Origin of the sequence: Enterovibrio makurazakiensis (assembly GCF_050336585.1) — a bacterium.
Classification (GTDB): domain Bacteria; phylum Pseudomonadota; class Gammaproteobacteria; order Enterobacterales; family Vibrionaceae; genus Enterovibrio; species Enterovibrio gelatinilyticus.
The window spans coordinates 296,573-316,215 of the sequence record NZ_JAKJSE010000004.1 but is presented as its reverse complement, the minus strand read 5'-3'; the positions used below and the strand labels follow the sequence as shown (position 1 = coordinate 316,215).

General features: G+C 46.2%; 19 protein-coding genes. 9 read left to right on the top strand and 10 right to left on the bottom strand.

Annotation, left to right across the window (positions count from 1 at the left end):
* Positions 1 to 241: 241 nt before the first annotated feature.
* Complete coding sequence (gene htpG / locus L4D06_RS01500) at positions 242 to 2,149, bottom strand: molecular chaperone HtpG (RefSeq protein ID WP_429737633.1); 1,908 nt, start codon at positions 2,147 to 2,149, stop codon at positions 242 to 244.
* Between the two features lie 248 nt (positions 2,150 to 2,397).
* Here htpG and L4D06_RS01495 point away from each other — a divergent pair, with 248 nt between their 5' ends.
* Positions 2,398 to 3,291, top strand: coding sequence for a winged helix-turn-helix domain-containing protein (locus tag L4D06_RS01495; RefSeq protein ID WP_429737632.1), 894 nt, complete (start codon positions 2,398 to 2,400; stop codon positions 3,289 to 3,291).
* On the top strand, positions 3,282 to 3,836 hold the full coding sequence (locus L4D06_RS01490; RefSeq protein ID WP_274163855.1) for a regulatory protein ToxS: 555 nt from the start codon (positions 3,282 to 3,284) through the stop codon (positions 3,834 to 3,836). The genes L4D06_RS01495 and L4D06_RS01490 overlap by 10 nt, the downstream gene beginning before the upstream one ends.
* A gap of 100 nt (positions 3,837 to 3,936) precedes the next feature.
* On the opposite strand, the gene recR is transcribed toward L4D06_RS01490, so the two are convergent.
* The 5 genes from recR to L4D06_RS01465 all read right to left on the bottom strand — a co-directional run bounded on the left by recR (position 3,937) and on the right by L4D06_RS01465 (position 8,510).
* Positions 3,937 to 4,539, bottom strand: coding sequence for a recombination mediator RecR (recR, locus tag L4D06_RS01485; protein ID WP_274163856.1), 603 nt, complete (start codon positions 4,537 to 4,539; stop codon positions 3,937 to 3,939).
* An 18-nt stretch (positions 4,540 to 4,557) separates the two neighbouring features.
* Entirely contained in the window at positions 4,558 to 4,887 is a 330-nt protein-coding gene (locus L4D06_RS01480; RefSeq protein WP_028024937.1) for a YbaB/EbfC family nucleoid-associated protein, read from the bottom strand.
* 134 nt (positions 4,888 to 5,021) lie between these two features.
* Positions 5,022 to 7,325 (bottom strand): DNA polymerase III subunit gamma/tau, encoded by a 2,304-nt coding sequence (dnaX, locus tag L4D06_RS01475; protein ID WP_429737631.1) that lies wholly within the window; start codon positions 7,323 to 7,325, stop codon positions 5,022 to 5,024.
* 105 nt (positions 7,326 to 7,430) lie between these two features.
* The gene (apt, locus tag L4D06_RS01470; protein WP_274163858.1) at positions 7,431 to 7,976 is read right to left on the bottom strand and encodes an adenine phosphoribosyltransferase; all 546 of its coding nucleotides are present in this window, start codon (positions 7,974 to 7,976) and stop codon (positions 7,431 to 7,433) included.
* A 135-nt stretch (positions 7,977 to 8,111) separates the two neighbouring features.
* On the bottom strand, positions 8,112 to 8,510 hold the full coding sequence (locus tag L4D06_RS01465; protein ID WP_274163859.1) for a YbaN family protein: 399 nt from the start codon (positions 8,508 to 8,510) through the stop codon (positions 8,112 to 8,114).
* A 282-nt stretch (positions 8,511 to 8,792) separates the two neighbouring features.
* Here L4D06_RS01465 and L4D06_RS01460 point away from each other — a divergent pair, with 282 nt between their 5' ends.
* On the top strand, positions 8,793 to 9,179 hold the full coding sequence (locus tag L4D06_RS01460; protein WP_429737630.1) for a TraR/DksA family transcriptional regulator: 387 nt from the start codon (positions 8,793 to 8,795) through the stop codon (positions 9,177 to 9,179).
* A gap of 37 nt (positions 9,180 to 9,216) precedes the next feature.
* On the opposite strand, the gene L4D06_RS01455 is transcribed toward L4D06_RS01460, so the two are convergent.
* Positions 9,217 to 9,849: a YccT family protein gene (locus L4D06_RS01455; protein ID WP_429737629.1), complete on the bottom strand. Its 633-nt coding sequence runs from the start codon at positions 9,847 to 9,849 to the stop codon at positions 9,217 to 9,219.
* A 71-nt stretch (positions 9,850 to 9,920) separates the two neighbouring features.
* On the bottom strand, positions 9,921 to 10,949 hold the full coding sequence (locus L4D06_RS01450; RefSeq protein WP_429737628.1) for a porin: 1,029 nt from the start codon (positions 10,947 to 10,949) through the stop codon (positions 9,921 to 9,923).
* A 517-nt stretch (positions 10,950 to 11,466) separates the two neighbouring features.
* On the opposite strand from L4D06_RS01450, the gene dinG reads away from it, so the two are divergent.
* The 6 genes from dinG (at position 11,467) to L4D06_RS01420 (ending at position 17,891) form a co-directional block, all read left to right on the top strand.
* The gene (gene dinG, locus L4D06_RS01445; RefSeq protein ID WP_429737627.1) at positions 11,467 to 13,542 is read left to right on the top strand and encodes an ATP-dependent DNA helicase DinG; all 2,076 of its coding nucleotides are present in this window, start codon (positions 11,467 to 11,469) and stop codon (positions 13,540 to 13,542) included.
* Between the two features lie 24 nt (positions 13,543 to 13,566).
* Positions 13,567 to 14,340, top strand: a complete 774-nt coding sequence (locus tag L4D06_RS01440) for a sulfite exporter TauE/SafE family protein (protein WP_429737626.1) — start codon at positions 13,567 to 13,569, stop codon at positions 14,338 to 14,340.
* Positions 14,341 to 14,366: 26 nt separating this feature from the next.
* The gene (gene priC, locus L4D06_RS01435) at positions 14,367 to 14,915 is read left to right on the top strand and encodes a primosomal replication protein (RefSeq protein ID WP_274163866.1); all 549 of its coding nucleotides are present in this window, start codon (positions 14,367 to 14,369) and stop codon (positions 14,913 to 14,915) included.
* Positions 14,916 to 14,926: 11 nt separating this feature from the next.
* Positions 14,927 to 15,841 carry a histone deacetylase family protein gene (locus tag L4D06_RS01430; RefSeq protein WP_429737723.1) on the top strand — a complete coding sequence of 305 codons (915 nt, stop codon included), beginning with the start codon at positions 14,927 to 14,929 and terminating at the stop codon, positions 15,839 to 15,841.
* Positions 15,842 to 15,846: 5 nt separating this feature from the next.
* A complete protein-coding gene (gene rsmS / locus L4D06_RS01425; protein ID WP_429737625.1) occupies positions 15,847 to 16,008 on the top strand; it encodes a pleiotropic regulatory protein RsmS in 162 nt (53 codons plus the stop codon).
* Positions 16,009 to 16,472: 464 nt separating this feature from the next.
* Positions 16,473 to 17,891 carry an alanine/glycine:cation symporter family protein gene (locus L4D06_RS01420; protein ID WP_274163868.1) on the top strand — a complete coding sequence of 473 codons (1,419 nt, stop codon included), beginning with the start codon at positions 16,473 to 16,475 and terminating at the stop codon, positions 17,889 to 17,891.
* Between the two features lie 138 nt (positions 17,892 to 18,029).
* Here L4D06_RS01420 and L4D06_RS01415 read toward each other — a convergent pair whose 3' ends face one another.
* Together L4D06_RS01415 and L4D06_RS01410 are read right to left on the bottom strand one after the other, a co-directional pair.
* Positions 18,030 to 18,272, bottom strand: a complete 243-nt coding sequence (locus L4D06_RS01415) for a TIGR02647 family protein (RefSeq protein WP_028024923.1) — start codon at positions 18,270 to 18,272, stop codon at positions 18,030 to 18,032.
* A 132-nt stretch (positions 18,273 to 18,404) separates the two neighbouring features.
* Entirely contained in the window at positions 18,405 to 19,592 is a 1,188-nt protein-coding gene (locus L4D06_RS01410) for an MFS transporter (RefSeq protein WP_337992901.1), read from the bottom strand.
* Positions 19,593 to 19,643 lie beyond the last annotated feature (51 nt).

The window sequence follows — 19,643 nt, the reverse complement described above, 5'->3', positions numbered from 1 at the left end:
CTGAAACATACACGGTTATGGATACCTAAACAACCTCACGTCCTGTGTTTTAGTACGTCAGAGCACGTTTCGAGCGGTTTCCCACTAAAGGCTGATTGCACTGACATTTACCACTCTGTACCACAACAAACCGTGCAGCACGTACGACAAGGGAATTTAGGTATAGGACATAAGTAAGCCCAGCAACTCGGCTGGGCTTACTTCATTGATTCATATTTATCTATCGACCAATCGGCTGCAATTAGCCTTTAGTCAGAAGTTGATTCACCGCAGTCAAAAACTGAGATGGATCTTCGATGGAACCGCGCTCAGCAAGCATCGCTTGGCCAAGTAGCATTTCCACCCAACGTCCAAACACCGCTTCGTCGGCTTCATCGGCCATTTGCTTGATCAGCGCATGCTCGGGATTAAGCTCGAAGATGTACTTCACTTCCGGTGCTTGCTGGCCTGCAGCCGCTAACAGCTTCGCCATCTGCGTACCCATTTCAAACTCGTCAGTCACCACAACTGCAGGCGTTCCCGATAGTTTGAAGGTGGTGCGAACATCTTTGACGCGCTCACCAAGGTACGTTTTCGTGCGTTCAACAACCGATTCAAACGCTTTTTGCGTTTCTTCACGCTTTTCTTTCTCAGCGTCGTCTTCAAACTTACTCAAATCCAAATCGGCTTTCGTGATGGCTTGGAACTGCTTACCATCAAACTCAGGCAAATAGCTCATTAGCCACTCATCGATGCGGTCATACATCAAAACAACTTCGATGCCTTTGGCTTTAAACTGCTCAAGGTGAGGGCTATTTTTCGCCGCCTGATAGCTGTCTGCTGTTAAGAAGTAGATCTTATCTTGCCCTTCTTTCATGCGAGAAACGTAGTCAGCCAACGATACTGTCTGCTCACTGCTGTCGGTGGTAGAAGACGCAAAGCGCAACAAGCCCGCGACTTTTTCTCTGTTAGCGTGGTCTTCTGCTGGGCCTTCTTTTAACACCAGACCAAATTCTTTCCAGAAGCTTTGGTATTTTTCAGCATCGTTATTGGCCAAACGCTCAAGCATGGTCAATACGCGTTTCGTACACGCATTACGCAAGGTTTGCGTCACTTTGTTGTCTTGCAAAATTTCACGAGACACGTTCAGCGGCAGATCGTTAGAGTCAATCAAACCACGAATGAAACGAAGGTAGTTCGGCATGAATTGCGCAGCGTCATCCATGATAAACACTCGCTGAACATACAACTTCAGGCCGTGTTTGTGGTCGCGATTGAACATATCCCAAGGGGCTTTGGATGGGATATACAGCAAGCTGGTGTAATCATTCTTACCTTCCACACGGTTATGGCTCCACTGAAGTGGATCAGCAAAATCATGCGACAGGTGTTTATAAAACTCTTTGTATTCTTCTTCGTTGATGTCTGATTTAGCTCGGGTCCAAAGCGCTTGCGCCTTGTTTATTTTCTCCCACTTGCCAACATCCGTTTCATTGCCTTCTTCATCGCGCTCCTTGGTCCACATTTCAACCGGAATGCCGATATGGTCAGAGTATTTTCCGATAACGTCACGAAGACGCCATTCATCAAGGAACTCTTTGTCATCTTCACGAAGGTGCAATGTGATAGACGTACCGCGCGTTTCTTTAGTGACACCTTCAATGGTGTAATCGCCTTCGCCTGCCGACTCCCACAGTGTGGCTTCAGCGCTATCTTCGCCTGCAGCGCGAGTCGTCACTGACACTTTATCGGCGACGATAAACGCAGAATAGAAACCTACACCAAACTGACCAATGAGCTGGCTGTCTTTGGTTTGGTCATCAGAAAGCTGTTTGAAGAAGTCCGCGGTGCCGGATTTTGCAATTGTTCCCAAATTCTCGATCACGTCTTCACGCGTCATACCGATACCATTGTCTTCAATGGTTAAGGTGCCCGCATCTTTGTTAACGCTTAGGCGAACACGTAGATCACCATCACTCTCGTACAAAGCGGAATCAGACAGCGCTTTAAAACGCAGTTTATCTGCTGCATCAGATGCGTTTGAGATCAATTCACGTAAAAAGATCTCTTTGTTGGAATAGAGTGAGTGGATCATGAGGTGCAGCAGTTGCTTTACTTCAGACTGAAAACCGCGTGTTTCTTTTTGTTGTTGTGTGGCTTGATCGCTCATTGTGACTCCAAACAAATATTTAGCTCTATTAGATATATACCGAAGCAACCTAATCTGGGTACCCCACAAGTTACTTGGGTATGCTCTTTCTAAATAGGGTCAGAACGAGGCTTTTCAAGTCCTAAATTTCATTTTTTGATTTCTTGAGGTCTTTTTCTCAATTCGAGTATAATCTCCTTCAATTTCGTTCTAGTTCAGACATTTTCCTCCTAAATAGTTTGAAATTCGCGCAGGTTAAAAAATATCGAATGATCAATAAATCGAATCGTTACCTTTTGGGAGAGCGTTTTGTCTTTTCTCCCAGTGAAAGCTCATTGATCGACCTTCATGAAAATGATGACCTGGTCCGATTGGGCAGTAACGAGTGCCGAGTGCTTATGGTTCTCATCGAAGAGCCACACGCTATCGTGACCCGTAACCGCATCCATGACTATGTTTGGCGGAAACAAGGCTTTGAAGTTGATGACTCTAGCCTCACACAATCTATTTCAACGCTGAGAAAAGCCCTAAAAGATTCTACAAAAAACCCAATGGTTGTAAAAACCGTTCCTAAGCGCGGTTATCAGGTAATTTGCTCTGTCGAAGCGTACGATGACCAAATGGTTGTCGATATACCGAATGTTGACGAACCAGTGTTGGTCGAAACTATCGTGGTTGAGCAACCTGCTGACGTGGTGGAAAACAATGAAGCTATGCCTTCAGCGCCAGCACAGTCCTCAGTCGATGAACCCGCTGAGGCGCCAAACCACAGTCCACAACAAGAACCTACTGCAAACCTATTTAAAACGCCTTTAGGGTCTTGGGCGGCATTAATTTTGGCCCTACTCGTTCCCCTTGCTTTCAATTTTTATTCAACTCCAAAATCTGAAGCTTTTCACGAGATCCTCAACGTCCAATCTGTCCCTGTTTATGTCCCCGTCACGAACGCGCGTATTGGTCAGTGGAAGCCAGTGATTGAACGTTGCGTTGCAAAATACATCAGCTTCTATGGCCAGAGCAGTGAATTGGATGAAGTGATTGTGACAGGCGGTCAAGATAACCAAATCTCATTAAACTACATACACAGTGCAAGCGACGCGGACGATAACCTCACCTACGTTCTGCTGACGAGCCAAGAGGAGAGTCACACGTTATGTCGTTAATGAATACAACCCGAAGAAGAGACCAAATCAAGCGTCTTGCCCCTTTTGTTCTATTACTTCTTTCCCTGTTAGGGAGTTGCTGGGTATATCTTGGCGAAGATTTCAGAACAGCAAATTTGCTGCTATCTAAACACTGGAATTCTCGTACCATCAATTACATTGAAGAGTCGTCTTACCGAGATGTGACGGGTCTTACAACGACCGAACAAAACAGCAACATGGTATTTCTGCCAGATAACACTTACTCACGAGACACTCAGATCATATTGAAGAATGAGTCAGACAACATTCAAGTCGTGATGTCGGTTTCTGAATCTGGGGAGTGGGAAGTCAGTGGCGGTTATCTCAAACTCAAGCTCGGCGAAATCAAAGATGTCACCACTGGTGATACCACAGAGTTTTCTGAAGAAGATCTAACGCTGGTTCGTACCTTCTATCGCTTGGGGGCAGAAAAAGTTCGCCGCATCGATGTGCTAAACGATGGTTCGTTGCTCCTTACTAGCTTAAATCACGGTTCCATGGTGCTTTACAGTAAATCGTCGTAATCGTTAATCTCGACAAAAAAACTAAAAAATGGCCGCTTCAATGAAGCGGCCATTTTAATTGGAGCCATGCTAACTGTGCTCAATCCGATTGATATAAGTATCAACCTAAGCGATGCCTGCCGATAATAGAATGGGAAAGCGTGGTGCCATCCACTAGTTCCAGCTCTCCGCCCATCGGCACGCCATGAGCAATTCGGCTAGCAACAACCTCATGTTCAACGCATAACTCACTGATGTAATGCGCAGTGGCTTCGCCTTCAACGGTTGGATTAGTTGCCAAAATAAGCTCAGAAATTGATTCTTTCGCCAATCGTTTTTCCAGCAAATCCAAACCGATGTCAGATGGGCCGATACCATCGAGTGGAGAAAGGTGACCCATCAACACAAAGTAGCGTCCTGAGTATTGGCCTGTCGCTTCAATCGCTGCAATATCAGCAGGACTTTCGACCACACAAATTTGACCATTCTCCTGACGACGAGGGTTTGTACAAATTGCGCACTCTTCTTCTTCCGTGAAAGTACGACATTTACCACAATGCCCAATGTCAGTCATTGCGGATTGTAGAGCTTCGGAAAGCCTCACACCGCCCTGTCGATTGCGCTGTAGAAGATGAAACGCCATACGTTGGGCTGATTTCGGGCCTACACCCGGCAGACAACGTAGTGACTCCATCAATTGTTCAAGCAGTTGGCTTGTACGCATAATACGTAACGATAATCGTTAGAAAGGCATTTTAAAGCCTGGTGGCATCTGCATGCCGCCAGTCACATCGCCCATTTTTTCTTTTTGTGCTTCTTCTACGCGACGCGCCGCGTCATTGAATGCTGCCGCAATCAAGTCTTCCAGCATGTCTTTTTCATCTTCCATCAGGCTTTCATCGATCTCAACACGACGAACGCTGTGGCTGCCAGTGATGGTGATTTTAACAAGGCCTGCGCCTGCTTCACCGGTCACTTCCATGTTTGCAATTTCTTCCTGCATCTTCTGCATGCGCTCTTGCATTTGCTGCGCTTGCTTCATCAGGTTGCCCATTCCGCCTTTACCAAACATAATTTTCTCTCTTTTCACTGTGGGCCGTTTACCTTACGGTTTCTCTTTCTTAGCTCAAAGCCACACTTGCATTCAGACAAGACAACGCGTGCGTGGCAAAGAATTCGTTTCGAGATTAACGGCCTCTTAGGGGGTTATATTGGTCGAATGCTTTCTTCATCAATCTCTGCCGAAAAACGTTGGCAAATAAAGAGAACATTTGGATCCTCAGTCAAATTCTGACTCGCCTGAGTCAATTTCTCTGTATACAGCTTGTCTCGCCATTCCAATGGCGTCGTTCCTTTCACTCCCACTTCAACAGAAAGAGTGACGGGATACCCAAGCTGCTCACTCAATGCTTCGCAAAGCACCGAGTGTGATTTTTCAGTGTTCAAATGCTCTTGCTCAGCGCGCAATGAAAGATGGATCTGTTGACCCTCTTGTTCCATCGACGCATTGAGTGCCATTTGCTTCACAAGACGAGGGACATCAAGCGCATTGGCGATCTGACTCCAAGTATCTTGCTCTATCGATTCTTTTTCCAGCTTTTCGCGCATTTCCGGCGTGCGTTCATGTGCCAGTGCTCGTTTGATCTTTTCTGGAGTGATAACGACTTTTTCGGCCACAGGCGTAAGCTTGGTCGGCTTCCAACGATACGCATCATCACCCACATTCAGATCAGTTGTCGGCATCGACGCAGCTTGGAACTTTGTTGGATCGGCGGGTTTATGTTTTGCCGCGATCCTTTCCATCACTGACAGCGAATCGCTGCCAGCCGATACCGATTTACCCTTTTTTGGCGATTGGCCCTCTTGCTGACGAACACGACTTCTTAGCATGTTTCGAGCGGCCAGCAAATTCCCCGCTGACGAACCGCCTTGTGGCGCAGAATTCGATGATGCCGGTGTTTGAGAGGCATTGCTCTGCGGCTGGGACTGTTGAGACGACATACCTGCAGAGTCTTGCCCCTGAGGGTGATAGACATCTTGGTCATATTCTCGCTGAGCATCTTGCTCCATCGCCGCTAAGTGCGATGACAGTTGCGGGTCTTCTTGATACTGCGGCACTTGTGGTTGCGATACCGTTTGATGTTGCGTTGCCCCTGTTTGCGCGGGCGCTTTAGCCTCGAGAGGTTCAACGATATTTGTTGGCGCGGTTTGAGGCACAGGTGCCAACGGCGGCTGTGCAGGTGCAGGCTGAGGTGTGTGCGCCGGCTGTGGCGTTCTGCTCGATGCGACTTGCGCTTTTAATGATGCCAATCGGTCTTGCGCTGGATTATGTGCAGCGGAAGCAGGAGCAGACGGCGAAACAGAACCTTGGATTGTCGGTTCTGTCGCTGGCACGGCTATCATCGAAGGCTCAAACTGCAACGAAGTGACTGGTCGAAACGCCAGTAATCGAAGCAGCACCATCTCTAAACCTGCACGCCCATCCGGTGCGTACGGCAAATCCTGACGGCCTTGCAATGTGATTTGGTAGAACAATTGAACATCTTGCGGAGATAGCGTTTGCGCCAAGAGCAACACGCGCTCGGCATCTGGTGATGATGCATCAACAGATTCTGGCAACGCTTGTGCCATTGCAACACGATGAAGCTGTGACGCGATTTCTTTTAGCAACCCGTCCCACTCAACACCCACTTCTGCTAGATGCGTCAAACACTGCATCACATGATCAGCATTGCCTTCAGCAAGTGCCTCCAACAAAAGAAGCGCTTGATCCGTGCTCAGCGTTCCAAGCATTTCGGTGACTTGCTGTTCGATCACTGACCCATTGCCGAGTGCAATAGCCTGATCGGTAAGAGAAAGCGCATCACGCATACTGCCTTCGGCTGCACGTGCAATCAGCGACAGCGCTCGTGGCTCGGCAGGCACTGCTTCTTGTTCTAACACATGTGTTAGCTGATCTTTGATCTGAGTTCCGTCAAGGTGCTTCAGATGAAACTGAAGACAACGAGACAGAATGGTCACGGGAAGCTTTTGAGGATCGGTCGTTGCGAGCAGGAATTTAACGTACTCAGGCGGCTCTTCCAGCGTTTTTAGCAACGCATTGAAACTGTGTCGAGACAGCATGTGCACTTCGTCTATCAAATAGACTTTGTAGCGTCCACGGGCAGGCTTGTATTGAACGTTATCAAGTAAGTCGCGCGTATCTTCGACCTTGGTGCGTGACGCAGCATCAATCTCCATGAGATCGACAAAGCGTCCTTGATCAATTTCCTGACACGTCGAACAAACACCACACGGGGTAGAAGTTACACCCTGCTCACAGTTCAGTCCCTTTGCAAAGATGCGGGCAATCGTTGTTTTACCCACACCTCGCGTACCGCTAAACAAGTAAGCGTGGTGCAATCGATTATGATCTAACGCGTTAGCCAACGCAGTCAGAACGTGTGATTGGCCGACCACATCACGAAACTGATGCGGACGCCATTTTCGGGCTAATACCTGATAACTCATGCGTTATAAATTCTGGCGATAATCTTCCGCAATCCTAGCACAGACACAAAAAGAGCGCGATCCTGACGATCACGCTCTTCTCTCAATACAGGTTCAATCGGGCAATTAGTGACCGTCAAACTCGCACAAGCTGTAAACATCCAAACCTAGCGCTTCAAGACGCGCTTCTCCGCCAATCTCTGGCAGGTTAATAATGAATGCAGCATGAGCCACTTCGCCACCTAAGCGACGGATAAGTTTCGTCGTCGCTTCAATGGTACCGCCCGTTGCCAACAAGTCGTCAACCATTAGCACTTTGTCACCCGATTGAATCGCATCGACATGAATTTCTAAGGTATCTACACCGTATTCCAACTCATAGCTTTCACTGATGACTTCGCGAGGAAGTTTGCCCGGCTTACGAACAGGCACAAAACCTACGCCTAATTCAAGTGCAAGAGGCGCACCAAACAAGAAGCCACGAGCCTCTGTACCGACAATTTTTGTGAAACCTTGGTCACGATACTTTTCAACCAACAGTGCAATCGTTGTTTGATAGGCTTCTGCATTTTCCATCAAGCTGGTGATGTCTCGGAAAATAATGCCTGGCTTAGGATAATCAGGAATGCTTTTGATGCTGTCTTTGATAAATGCGATTTTGTCTTGGCTCATAATAACTGCTCACCACGATAAGTGGCTTCCAGAATAATCAGGAAGTCGTGTATGTCCCATTACATAAGTCCAGAGCTTGAGTGCATTGCAATATGCCATGACGCTCCGCCAGACAACGGGGACGAAACCGCCATGTTATGTATTTTCGGGGACGTGGGCAACAGGTTCGATTTCACGCAAACGGTTAAACCACGTTAAAAGCACGCAGGCCATCACAATCAACATGCATTTATGCCAAAGTTCAGGAACGACTGCGACAGAAAGGGTGAAGCTCAATACGATGAAAACATTAGCACGTCGCTTAATTTTACGATCAATCGCGCGGTGCTCATTCCAATTACAAATGATGGGCCCAAACGTCGGGTGTTGATGAAGCCACGCAGCGATCCGAGGTGAACCACGCATGAAGCAAGCACTTGCTAACAACATAAAAGGCGTTGTTGGCAGTAACGGGAGGAAGATACCCAATACCCCTAAAACCACAGATATCCATCCAATAACAATCAGTAGAAATCGTTTTAAAGAGAGTTGCACGCTTCCCCCTGCTTGCAGATTATCTGCTCAGCATGCCAATCCAGGTCAGGGTCGCTGGTAATGTTGGAATCAACAGCACTGCAACCATACCCAGAAAATATACGGCGTTAAACGGGTCTTTATAGTTCTCATCCATCGTTTGCATCCTTTCAACTTCAAAATGTATTGAGTGGCCTGACAATATACCCGTTTACTACCGCGCTAAATACCGACAAACATCAGGGTTTATCGGCGTTGTCTTGATATATATCAGAGCATGAACATCGTGATTAGCTACACTACTTGGCTGATAACGCACACCGAGACATCACCATGCTTGATATAGAAATCGTAGCACAGCTACAAAAAAAGCTCATAAATGAGAAAGAAACCGTTCGTAGCAGATTGGAAGATGCGTTAATAACACTAACCGGATTAGATGTATCAAATGTGCCTACCGCACATCTGATTAAACTATGTAGAAGAGAAAGTGACTCTCTGCATGAAGATGGCTTACGCCTTGAGAAAATTGATGCGGCACTTTGTGCAATCCACACAGGTCTCTATGGGCTCTGTGCAGACTGCGAAGAGTTGATTGAGCTAGAAGACGTGCAATCTGATCCTGCAGAAATTCGCTGCAGAGCCTGTCGTTCACACAGTCGCTACCATCATGAAAAAGCCTCTTGCTAGAGGCTCTTTCTAGTGCTTACTGCGTAATTCAGTTCAATCAAAAGTCTTGATCAATCATCCAACGTTTAAATGCTTTCTTTTCTTCATTGGTGGCTTTTGTATACCAAAGCTTAAGTTGTGTCCCCGCATCGCCAGTGATATCAACATTACCTTTTTCGTCAATGTTGACCAAAACATCTTCTAAATCTTTAGCTTCGCCACCTTCAATGATAATTCCATTTTTTCGATTATATTTAGCGACTGCATCTTCCATATTATTGTAAGAACCAAAACCGCTTCCAGTCATTAAAACACTCGGAATTATCTTGGATTTCCCCGTAGCGATAGATTGTATCTTCCATTCAGGGTCTCTGAAAAAAGCGATAGCTTGACTCTCGAACTTAAATTTAGGCACGACCAAAGCCATACTGTCATTAGCAACTTCCAAATCTATAACGTAAGGTTTTGAGGTGAAAATAACACCTTTAGCTCCTCGCTTAACCTCATCATCATATCGAGCAACTATCTGATAATGGCCTGGAGTCAAATCCAAACGCCTGTCGCCATCATCAGCAAGGTCTTTGACGTTTTTTCCATTGATAACAAGGAATTCAACACCATTTTTTGCAGTAATTTCAGTAGCCCCCGCAATACTAGACAAGGCAAGAAGTCCAACCATCAACATTTTCATTACAAATATCCCCTAAACTGGAAAAGCCGCCAATCTGGCGGCTTCATAAAGTATATTTCTAAGGCTATAACTTAGAATTTAACTTCCATACCAACTACATAACCTGTATCGGTATCTTGGTCTACGCCATCTTTCTTAACATCAGCTGTACCAATTTCCGCATAAACTTTCGCATTAGTTGCAAGTTTATAAGTCACGTTAGCGTACAGGCTATTGCCTTCATATTTGTTGTAGTTACCAGCCTTGTCGCTATCAACCATATCAAAGCCTAAAGCAAAATACGTTTGCTCATCTGCTTGGTAGCCACCAGAAATCTGCCAAACGTCAACATCATTCTTGTTTGATTTCGCAGCACTATCTTTATACTCTAGCACACCATAAGCGGCCGAAAGATCAAACGCGCCGAGATCATAGTCAGCTTCTAAGTTGAAACCAGAAACGTCTTCAAGAGTTGTACCAGTCGGGGCAAAACTTGATGCAGTCAACTTTTCACCATCGTATAGGTATACGCGAGCATCTAATGCATCAACGCGAGCGCCTAGTCTACCACCAATGATTTGGCGACCATCTTGACCCTTAGCGATATCTGAATCCAAATCGATGTTTGCACCAGCATAAAATGTGCCGTTGTCGTAGACCCACTTGATAACTTGCGCGCCACTTGTTTGAACAAAGTTAATTTGCTCAGTGCCTAACTCATGATCTTTTGCGTTACCAGCATCATCAGAAATCAGTAATTGACGACCAAACGTCAATGTACCGAAATCACCACCAAGACCAACGTAAAGCTCATCGCTTTCTACACCGCCAGTGTCATTTGTATCGCCTTCATATTTGAAGCCCATACCTGCAACAGCGTCAAGGCTATCATTTACAGCAATAGACGTGGTAAGGATCAAATCAGCATCATCTATGCGAAGGTATGGGTCATTTCCATCAGCACCCTTAGCTCTTGCATCATACTTGTTAATGTACTGAATTTCAGCTGCACCAGCGATATCTACAACAACACCGTCTGCATCGTACAGGTTTACACTTGCGTTTGCTGCGCCTGCAACCAGAAGAGCTGGAACTGCCATAGCTAGAATTGTCTTTTTCATGTTAATCCACTGCCTTTTCTTTATTAGAATGGAATTCCTGTTCCAGGATCCCTTTTATATTTGTACTTGTCACAGCGTCACAAAAACCCTGCAACAAATACGCTTTAACTTCGAAACTTAGAGTGCAGAGAAATCTAAAATCTGTCAAATCCACAAAAAACAATATCAAAAAAACAAAAAAACATTTAAATACAGATATATAGGCAAACACCCTCGAGTGACATCACAGTAATTAAATGGAAATGTAAAATTTCTGCAAACTTGATCGCATTACTCAATCAGTCTTTTAAACTGAAATATAGCAAATATAATCTAAATTACAGGATAATATATCGCCAACACCTCATTCATGCAGTGAATGGCATTAACTATGTTTTTCATAGTGATAGCTAATATTAGTTCAACTCATATTCGTGATCTAAATCTCAAAACAAAAAACTAATCATCGAATACTTGAACTCATTCACATTCTCCGACCGTGATATAATGCGGTTCCCGTTACCTTTATGTGTCCTCCATGCTTAGTCCATCAGTTAAAAAAGACATCCGTTGCAGCTACGAGAATTTGAAAGCTCAGTTGCAGAATTTTATTCCAAGGAAGGCGCAAAATTATCTCGTAGCTGAGTTGGCAAAAACCCTTGCGGGCGAGTACAACCCAAAACGCAGAATCATGGTTGCAGAAGCTGGGACGGGGATCGGAAAGTCAATGGCTTACCTAATGGGGGCCATACCTTTTGCATTAAACAATAATAAGAAAGTGGTGATCTCAACCGCGACTGTCGCGTTGCAGGAGCAGTTAGTCGAAAAAGACTTGCCGTTGTTTAGACGTATTGTTCCGAAAGAGTTTAGTTTTGTTCTGGCTAAGGGCCGTCAACGCTATTGTTGTGGTGAGAAACTGGCGGGAGCAGCAAGTGCAGAGGGCTTTGGGCAACAAGCACTTTTTGAAAAAAAACCTAAAAAGTCTGATATCGATTTAATCAACGATATGTACAAAGCCTATTCTCGCGGAAAATGGGATGGCGATAGAGACAACTGGCCCAAAGCCATTCCCGACACCGTTTGGATGAGCATTGTCTCAGATAAACACACCTGTCATTCAGGGCTCAGCGCACACCGAGGCTGCCCTTTTGCGAAAGCCCGTGAGTTTCTCGACAAAGCCGATGTTGTGGTGGCCAACCACAGCCTACTCATGGCAGACCTCGAACTCGGCGGTGGCGTAATACTCCCCGAGCCCGAACAAGCGCTGTACATGATAGATGAGGCACATCACCTTCCTATTGTTGCTCGTGATTTTTCTGCCGCCTCCGCCAGTTTGATTGGCGCGGCGTCTTGGTTGGAGAAACTCAATCAATCCGCGTCTAAACTTGCGAATGCAGGAGACATCAAACGCAGTAGCCGTTTTCTTGATGCGCTTCAGTCAGGTATTCAAGTTCTCATACCTGGCTTGCGCTCAGTACGCGAAATGCTGAAATCGCTTCCCTTAAGCAAAGATGGTATCTATCGATTTGAAGATGGAGAATTACCAGAAAGCCTCATCACCGAAGCGAAAGAGCTACAAAAAGCCGTAAAAAAAGCCCATCAATCCCAAGCAAAGCTTCACGATTTAGTCTCAGAGCGTTTAAAAGATGGGGAGATCAGTTCACGCATCGCCGACCCCTTGCTAGCAGAGTCCGCTTTCTTCCTTCAGCGAATGGAAAATCTCGAAAAAGTATGGACCTTAATGGCGCAGCCAAATTCAGACAAGGGTGCACCACTCGCGCGTTGGATACAACAATGTCCCGAACGCGAAAACGATTTGGTGGTACATGTTTCCCCGCTGGAAATCGGCTGGCGTCTTGACCAATTGCTTTGGTCACGAGCGGCTGGGGTTGGGCTTATGTCAGCCACACTCCGAGCACTCAATTCATTTAGCTATTTTTGTCGTCAAGTGGGACTCGATGAGAACGATGGTACGCGCTTTTTGGCTCTGCCCTCTCCATTTGATTACCAAGAAAACGCACGATTAGTTGTTCCATCATTGCCGTTTGAACCCCAACAAGATGGGTTTACAGATATGCTGCCTAATGTCTTATTGGAATACTTAGAGGGGCAAACCGCCAGTCTTGTCCTTTTCTCTTCCTATTGGCAGATGAACCAAGTGGCCGAGAAAATGCGTGCCCAAATCAAAAAGAATGGTTGGCACCTCCATATACAAGGAGAAGCCTCTCGCACTGTCACCCTTGATGCACATAGACGCTGTTGTAAGGACGGCAAAGTCAGCATTCTCTTTGGAACAGGGAGCTTTTCCGAAGGTTTGGATTTACCCGGTGACCAGCTCACAAATTTGATTATCACCAAAATTCCCTTTGCGGTACCGACATCTCCAGTGGAAGAGGCACATGCTGAATATATAGAAAGAAAAGGCGGGAATCCGTTTTTGCAAATTTCTGTTCCTGAAGCGAGTAAAAAGCTAATACAATCAGCAGGTAGATTGCTACGCAAAGAGAGTGATTCTGGTCGTGTCGTCTTGCTAGATCGACGCGTTGTTAACCGTCGCTACGGTAAATCACTGCTTGATGCTTTACCGCCATTCAAACGTGTCATTGAATATTAACCACCCTTATTGAGCCCAACTTTCATGCTTGAAATTCTTGAACCTTCCACCATCGCCATTCTGGCCATGGTGGCATTTGCCGCGGGCTTTATTGACGCAGTGGCTGGCGGAGGCGGTATGTTAACCGTTCCTGCATTGCTTTCTATTGGCTTACCACCACACATTGCTTTGGGTACCAACAAGCTCGCTGCAACATTCGCCTCATCAACAGCCGCCGTTACGTACTATCGAAAAAAACTTTTTTCTCCCTCATTTTGGCGACACGCGTTCTTTGCAACATTGATTGGCGCCGTGCTCGGTACCTTATTGGTAGACGTCATCAGTACGGTATGGCTTGAAAAAGCACTGCCTCTGATCATCCTTATCATTGCTATTTATACAATCTGTCGCCCTCCATCAAAAGTGGAAAATCATCGACTGCCAAAAGATGACCCTAAACTCAACACCAAACAGTGGGGACAAGGATTATCACTAGGTTTTTATGATGGCGTGGTAGGGCCAGGAACCGGGGCATTTTGGGTGGTCTCATCAATGTCGATGTACAAGATGAATATGCTGCTGTCATCCGGTTTGGCAAAAGCCATGAATTTCACCAGCAACATCACCTCTCTTGTTACATTTATTATTTTGGGACATGTGAATTGGGCTATTGGCCTAACCATGGGCGTGTGCCTAATGGCTGGCGCCTACATTGGCGCACACTCCGCCATCCGTTTTGGTAGCGCTTTTATTCGCCCTGTGTTCATCACCGTTGTCGTGATACTGTCAGTAAAACTCGCTATTGATGCGTGGTTTTAGTCTGCCATTTTCGATTGAGAATTGTCATGGATTTATCCCCAATAAAAGAACAACTCCACGCGTTAGGATTACAAGCTGCAGAGATTGATAGACGCCGAGGAGAAGGCATCAAGCCGCTTTTCGATGAGCGATTGTTTAACTGCCTTGCTCGCTTGCTTACCCCATGCGTTGCCGAATCTAAAAGTGTGGTCGACACCTTGGAGCGAGAGCAATCGAGCGGCAAACTCTCTGCCATGCGCGCCGAACATCTTTGTGAGCGCCTAGTAAACCAAGTCAGTGCGCTGCAACGAGAGATTGCCACCGTATCCATTCGTCAAAAAGAAAGGAGCTTTGCTCCAAAATTCGGCACATCAACGGGCCAGCTATATCAAGAGCTTGCTCAACATCAAGAGTGGGAACGACGCCTTGCCGATATGGTTCGCGATGCCGAATCCAACATGGCACATAGTCAGACCATTGCGCAGCAACAGCACGCGCAAAAAAGTTTGTTAGTGGCAGAAAGCCGATTAGCGCGTTGCCGTGAATCGAAAAAGAAAATCGAAGCGCGTATTACTTTTAGAGAAAAGAAAGGGTAGCTACCTATATGATGTTACCTGTTATTTATCATCCGATTTATTCCAATTTTCCGCTACCAGACGGGCACCGTTACCCGCTTCAAAAGTACCAATTGCTCAAAACTCACATTGATAATGAGCGCTGGCCAGTTGAAACGTTCGAACCTACGTTGTTGAACAGTGACACGTTAAAATCTATTCATGACCCTGACTATGTCAATGCACTGATGTCGGGTGAGCTTCCACTGGTGAAAATGCGTCGTATCGGATTTCCTTGGAGCAAAAACTTAATACATCGATCACTGACTTCCCTTGGAGGGACGACACTAACCGTGGATAAAGCCATTGAACACGGTGTCGCTATTCATCTTACGGGAGGCTATCACCATGCCCATTATGATTTTGGTAGCGGCTTTTGCCTATTCAACGATTTGATTCTTGCCGCAAATCACGCCTTGTCATATCCGCATATTGAAAAAGTCATGATTGTGGATTGCGATGTCCATCAAGGCGATGGGACAGCAGCGCTAGCAAAAAACAGATCTGACATCATCACCTTGTCTGTACATTGTGATAAGAATTTTCCCTCTCGTAAGCCTGAATCGGATATCGACTTACCCTTACCTATTGGCACAGACAGTGACAGTTACCTGCGCGAGTTTTTGCCCTGTCTGACTATCGCTCTCGCCCAACACCAACCTGACATGGTGATCTATGATGCTGGGGTAGATATTCACGTGGATGATGAACTGGGTTATCTATCAGTCTGTCAATCTGGCATTGGTCAGCGAGACCAAGCGGTATTCTCTGCATGCCAAGACCATCAAATTCCCGTTGCCGCAGTGATTGGAGGGGGGTATCGTACCGACCAAGAGACGCTCGTTCCGCTTCATGCTGAACTAGTGCTTTCAGCCTTACAGACATACTACCCACTTAGCGGAACATAATAGAGATGAGCAAAACTGGATTAGAGCAAGCCCCTGACGACATAAAACTCGCCGTCGATCTTATCTATTTGCTTGAAAGCAATAAGGTCGCTCCAGAAACCGTATTGAAGGCACTAGATATCGTTAGGGCTGATTTCGAGAAGAAAGCACAAGGTCAAAACAACTAGCGTTCTACCCTCCCCCGGATTGCCTTCACTCATACACAGCTGCTGTTAGCAACACGTCGCTGACAGCGCACAAGAATGATATAAAAGTCACACCAACCTCCCCATGTTAATCAGTGTTATCATTTGTGTTGCTTTTTAACCACAAAACCTCCTCATTTGGTTGAATAGTGACCAAATATTGAAATTTTCTGATGCTCAATCACCGAATGTGAAGTATTATCCTGCCGCTTTGTATCTATTGCGCATTAGCTCATTAGTTAAGCTGGCCGTAGGGATATGCTCAAAAGGATTTGGAGATAGCGCAACAGACGCGCACCGCTACGGACCAAGAATCTCTGCAAGGAAGCGTCGCCAGAGTGACGTTTATGCACTCGGGGTAGCGAGCTGGAAAGGATGTTTCAAAACCCTTGTCACCTCCTTATCACTCCGCTGCCTATTTATTTTTGACGACAGTAGAGTTTGTTATGATGGAACTAAAAGAACGATTCGTTTCCTTTGTTGATGCCGGGAATGGCTTACTATGGGGAAGCGTACTGATTTACCTATTGATCGGTGCAGGTATCTACTTCACGCTTCGCACTGGTTTCATTCAATTCCGCTCATTTGGGCACATGTTCTCCCTCATCAAAGACAGCCGCCAAGGCGCTAATGGAGGTATATCTTCATTCCAAGCATTTAGTACAAGCCTTGCTGCACGCGTAGGCACGGGTAATATGGCAGGCGTTGCCGTCGCTATCTACCTTGGTGGTCCTGGTGCAGTATTTTGGATGTGGGTGACAGCACTTGTCGGCATGTCCACCAGCTTCATCGAATCTACTTTGGCGCAAGCGTACAAAGTGAATCACGATGACAACACCTTCCGCGGCGGTCCCGCTTATTATATCGAGAAAGGCTTAGGCCAACGTTGGTTAGGTATTGCATTTGCAATATGCTTGATCGTGGCGTTTGGCTTAGCATTTAACGGTGTTCAATCAAATTCTATTGCCGCTGCTATGAACACTGCGTTTGGCACTGATAACACTTGGGTCGGTATTATCCTTGCTGTTGGTGTGGCGCCTATTATCTTTGGCGGTATGCGCTCAGTCGCACGCGTTGCAGAACTGGTTGTGCCATTCATGGCAATCGGCTACCTGATTGTTGCCGTTTACGTGATTGCGATTAATATCGGCGTTCTGCCTGAAATCTTTGCAACCATCGTCAAAAGTGCGCTGGGCTTTGAGCAAGCGGCTGGCGGTGCCATTGGTGCTGCAATGATGCAAGGTATTAAACGCGGTTTGTTCTCGAACGAAGCCGGTATGGGTTCTGCGCCAAATGCTGCTGCAACTGCATCTACGCGTCCAAACCACCCGGCAGCACAAGGCTATGTACAAATGCTGGGCGTGTTTATTGACACGATCGTCATCTGTACCGCGACAGCGTCTATTATCTTGCTATCAGGCATGTTAGACACTGAAAGTGGTGTGACAGGAATCGCGCTAACGCAAGCGGCGCTGGTCACCGAAGTAGGCCCTTGGGGCGCAGGCTTCATTGCCATTGCCATTCTGCTGTTTGCCTTTACCTCTTTGATTGCCAACTACTCTTATGGCGAATCAAACATCGAGTACATCTTCAAAAGCAAACTGGCGATAAATATCTATCGCGTTGCGGTACTTGCAATGGTTGTGGTGGGTGCTGTTGTTGACCTACCAACGGTATGGGCCTTTGCCGACTTGTCCATGGGTATGATGGCAATCATCAACTTGGTGGCCATCTTAGGCCTATCGGGTGTGGCATTTGCCCTGTTGAAAGACTACGAAGCACAACGTAAAGCGGGTAAAACCCCGACTTTCGACCGTACTCAATTCCCGAAACTCGATAAAGAGATCGACAAAGACGTTTGGTAATACCCAACGTTTAGTCTCACAGGATTTGTGATTTACGAAAAAGGGAGCCTTCGGGCTCCCTTTGATATTTATGTGATATTTATATGTTCAGAAAAATGGTTTCAACGCTAAGTCACTAGAAACCGTAATCAGAAGCGCTTACTGAGGCTCAGACCTTAGAATGCGTAACGCTTCTTTCGCATGCTCAACAGCATCGCGCCCGATAGACGTCAAGTACCCACCATCTTTTGCTGTCACCAACTTCTTCTCATAAAGTCGCTCAGTCGCAGCAACAAGAATAGGATCGGCATCGCTGTGGACCTTGATTCCAGCCATGTCTGTTGAAAGCGTAAACTTCACCAGAACATTCATTTCTTCAAGCATTTCAGAGGTAAATGGCATAAGGCCTCCCGCAATCATTTACAATCAATCAGTTGAGTCAATATAGACCTTCAAACGGACAGTAATCTGTGCCGAGATCAAGAACTGGTCGATCAATGTATTCAAATATCGGTAAATCGCCAGAATTTTGATTTATGCCACATCTTGAGCGTGCTTCGCGCTGAAAAATCGTACTTCGTTACCCGCATCTGGTGTCGTTGGTATAAAGCGAGACAAAATCAAAGAACATATCGCCAGTCCTGTCCCCACCAAGAAAACAGCTGTCGGTGAATACAACCACACCAAACCTAGCGCCGCAGGGATCACAACCGCCGCAATATGGTTGATGGTAAAACTCACACCAGCTGTAGAAGCAATGTCTTGTGGGTCCGCTATCTTCTGGAAATACGTTTTTATTGCAATCGCCATCGCGAAGAACAAATGGTCAATGACATAAAGCGCACCTGCCATTTGAGCGTTCTCTACAAAGGCATAACTGGTAAACACAATCGCCAAGCCAATGTACTCCACCGTCAACGCTCTACGCTCTCCGACTCGTCCTATCCATGAACCGATTTTAGTGGCAAATAGCATATTGAAGAGGTAGTTAATAATGAACAGTAAACTGACTTCACCCACAGAATAGCCAAACTTCTCAACCATCATAAAGCCAGCGAACACGATAAAGATTTGTCGTCTTGCACCACTGAGAAACGTCAGGCTGTAGTACAACCAGTAACGCTGACGCAAAATCAGTTTGCGAGTTTGTACATGCGGAGATTCAAAAGACGGGAAAAAGAACCATAGAAACAGCACCGCACAAAGACCAAAGAAGCCAAACAACATATAGACAAGGTTATAGTCTGCCCCGAGCCATTCCATCATCAGCCAGACGGTGCCATAGGCAATCAGGCTAGCCGCACCTTTCCATGCCAACACTTGCCCCATGAAATGCGCACTTTTATCCTTATCAACCCATTGTAAGGTTAATGACTGGTTGACGGTTTCAAAGTAGTGGAACCCTATCGACATCACCACAGTAGTGAGATAAAGCCCCCACTCGCTAGGAAACCATCCCGTTACTGCCACGCCTACACACATTACAGCCAAAAATAGGATCGCAAAGGTCTGCTCGCGAAACCAAAGCAACAAATAAATCGCCGTAAATGCGAGAAAGCCGGGCACTTCTCGAAGGCTTTGCAAAATACCAATTTCTTTGCCCGTGAAAGCCGCTTTCTCAATGACAAAATTATTGAGAAGAACATTCCAAACAGAAAAGGTCATTGCCATGATAAAAGCCATGGCAATCAGAAGATGAGTTCGAGTTCGCAGTGCGTTCACGCTATTACTCCACAAGAATGCGTTTCTTGACACTCTAACCGTGTCACAACA